Genomic DNA, 3605 nt, shown 5'->3' on the forward strand with positions numbered 1-3605 from the left:
ACTTTTGAACGTGGCCGGGTCTCCAACAGATCTTGTACATGAAGTATTGGAAGGAACCTGTGGAGGAGGTTTAATCAGCAGGTATGTAAGTGATCCTGATGTGAGTACTGCTTCAGGATTAACAGCAGGTACTACTTATTATGTAAGGGTATTTAGTAATTCTTCAGACACAGGGGCTACTTCAACTTTTAATGTATGTGTAGGTGTGCCACCGGTAGGTTCTGTATGTGGAAATCCAATTGTAGTGACAAGTTTACCATATACCACAACCGATAATACGAACCTGTATGGTGACGATTATGATTTTCCAAATGGAGGAGATTCAGGCTGTTCTGGTACTTCAAACTATTATTTAAATGGTGATGATGTTGTATATGCCTATACGCCGACAGTAAATACATCAATTAATATAAGAATTCCCGGAGCACCAAGTTATACAGGAATGCTGGTTTATACAAACTGTAGTGATATTGGAACGGCAGCTATTGCCTGTGCTTCTGGTAGCGGTAGCGGAAACAGGGAAATTAACCAACTTGCTGTTAGTGCCGGAACAACATACTATATTGTTCTTTCGAGCTGGCCATCGCCACAAAGCTTTGCGTATACATTAAATATCACGGAAAATACCTGTGCAATCCCAACAGTAACATTCACCAGAACATCAAACTGTGACGTTTCACCTGGATTCTTTGTTAATGCAAACATAACAAGTTTGGGTACGGCAACTTCTTTGACCGTTACAGACAATCAGTCAAGTCCGGCACAACAGGTAACGGCTACAGGTATGGTTCAATTCGGGCCATATCCTAACAATACATCTGTGGTTCTTACAGTAGCAAACAATCAGGATGGAAACTGTGTCGTGACAAGTTCGGCACAAAACCAGACAGCTTGTCCTCCGGTAAATGATGATTGTGCTAATGCCGTTTTATTGACTCCGGGTACTTCTGCAACTTGTTCTTCGCCAGTTAGCGGAACTACCGTTGGAGCGACCCAAAGTCTGGCAGGTTGTGTAGGAACGGCTGATGATGATGTTTGGTATAAATTTGTTGCTGCAGAAACTGCGCATAGTATTATAATAACGAATGGAACAGGAAGTGGTACTTCGGATATAGTTACGGAGGTATTCGACTCATGCGGTGGTGCTTCAATAGTTTGTCAGGATACTCCGGACTCACCTGTAAACTTAACAGGTCTGACCGTTGGAAATACCTATTTCTTTAGAATTTATTCTTACTCTTCTACATTGAGAACTACATTTACGGTTTGCGTTGGAATACCTCCGGCACCACCGGTTAACGATGATTGTACGGGAGCTATAGCATTAACACCTACAAGTGCTTTTGGTAACGTTACTGACGGAACAAACATAGCTGCTACTGCAAGTTCAACAGAAACTGCGCCAACAATATGTGGCGGATATTCCGGAGGAGATATATGGTATTCTGTAGTAGTTCCGGCAAGTGGGAACATAACCGTTGAAACAGGAAATTCAAGTACCGGTGCAACAGGATTTGACAGTGTTATAACGGTATATTCCGGAGTATGTGGGTCTTTGGTTCAGGTAGGTTGCGACGATGACGGTGCTGATACAGGTTCGTATTCTAAAATAGTTCTAACAGGACAGACTCCGGGAGCTACATTGTATATTAGGGTATATGAATTTGGTAATAACGCTATAGGAACATTTGGAATTTCGGCTTATGATGCCTCATTGGGCACAACTTCATTCAATGATTTTAATTTCAGAACTTATCCAAACCCTGTTACTGACGTACTAAACTTGTCTTATACACAAGAAATTTCTAATGTATCAGTCTTTAATTTACTGGGACAACAAGTGCTTACAAAACCAATCGGAGCTACAGATGCTTCTGTTGACATGTCAAGCCTGGCAGGAGGAACTTACCTGGTAAAAGTTGCTGTAGGCGATCAGGTTAAGACAATTAAAGTAATCAAAAAATAATTTGATATAACTTTTTAAAAAGAATCCCGGCTGTATTTGTAGCCGGGATTTTTTGTTTTATTATATTTTAAAAAAGCGGTTCCTTGAAGACCGCTTTTATCATTTTCAAACAAGAATAAATTGAACGTAGATGTGTTTTAAACTAATGTTTTTTGGTAAGAATATAGCAAAATAAGGCATTTTTGAGGATAAATATTTATTCTTTAAATCTTAAAATTATATTAAAATAATTGGTTATATTGCAGTGTATTAACTAAACTTTTAAACAATATGAAGAAAATCTACGCATTGCTTGTCCTGCTATGCTGGCAAGTCAATTCCCAGACGCTGAATCAATCAGCGAACTGGCCAAACCCCGCCTGGACAATAACGGGCACCTACAATTCGGATCCTAATGCTTTCGAATCTGATCCGAGAACTACAGCCTTTTTTGCTTATGACGATGATGATGCAGGAAATCCGCATGATGATAATATTGCGGCCGAATCTCCTGTAATCAATCTGACACCGGCTTTCACAGCTGGTGAAACCACATTAGAAATAACAGTGCAATATGGATATCGTTATTTGGATAATGATGTTCTGAGATTTGAGTACTGGAATGCAGCTACTTCAACGTGGGTTCCATGGGGTTCAAGCTCAATTCCTGGTAACAATACTAGTATAACTGATAACTTTTGTACTATCCCCAAAACAACTTATTTAACAGAAGGGCTTAACATTTCTACTTTTACTCCGGCACAATTAACAGGATTCAGATATCGTATTTTTTATGATGACGATCTTGCCGGTCCGGATTGGAATTATGGTTTTTGTTTCAGCTCGCCAACAATTCGTTCAATTGCTTGCGGTGCGCCAACAGGATTGGCTGTCGCTTCATTGAATCCGGGTGGTGCTACAATCAACTGGGATGCTACCGCAGGAGTTACAGGTTTTGAATATGTTTTGAATACAACGAGTGCGGATCCTTCAGGTGCCGGTACATCAATAACAGCTAATACCTATTCAACTTCAAGTTTGCCACCTGGCACAACCTATTATTTTCATTTAAGAACAATCTGTACCGCTACTCAGAGTCCTTGGAGAACAGTTTCATTTACAACCAGTCCAGCGAACGATATTTGTTCCGCAGCAATAGCATTAACAGTAAATTCAAATTTATTGTGTACTGTGAAAACGTCGGGTACACTTAAATCAGCAACAGATTCCGGTGAGCCGGATAATGGTGCCGGAACTCCGGATGATGACGTATGGTATTCGTTTGTAGCTACCGCAACAACACACCGTGTCCAGCTTTCAAATGTAGTTGGAAATACCACTGATTTAGTACATGAGGTATTGGAAGGAACTTGTGGAGGCGGTCTTATCAGCCTGAATATAAGTGACCCTGATACAAGTACCATTAGCGGTCTTACTCCGGGAACTACATACTACGTAAGGGTATTTAGCTATGGAGCCAATACTAATGCGAATACAACTTTTGACCTTTGTGTGGGAACATTTCCACCCCCACCTGCAAATGATAACTGTTCCGGAGCTGTAACGCTTACCGTAAATCCAAATGCTAGTTGTGCCGCAGTTTCGCCAGGAAACCTGACTTCGGCAACAGATTCAGGAGAAGGAGATAATGGTGTAGGTA

The 3605-nt window shown here is 40.7% G+C and carries 1 protein-coding gene and 1 pseudogene; both read left to right on the forward strand.

Annotated elements, in window-relative coordinates:
* A partial coding sequence (locus ASG38_RS00970; protein ID WP_162239630.1) for a T9SS type A sorting domain-containing protein occupies positions 1 to 1966 on the forward strand: 1966 nt, incomplete at its 5' end.
* Positions 1967 to 2236: 270 nt separating this feature from the next.
* Positions 2237 to 3605 (forward strand): annotated as a pseudogene (locus tag ASG38_RS00975) (fibronectin type III domain-containing protein); the annotation flags it as partial.

Origin of the sequence: Flavobacterium sp. Leaf359 (assembly GCF_001423985.1) — a bacterium.
GTDB lineage: Bacteria > Bacteroidota > Bacteroidia > Flavobacteriales > Flavobacteriaceae > Flavobacterium > Flavobacterium lindanitolerans.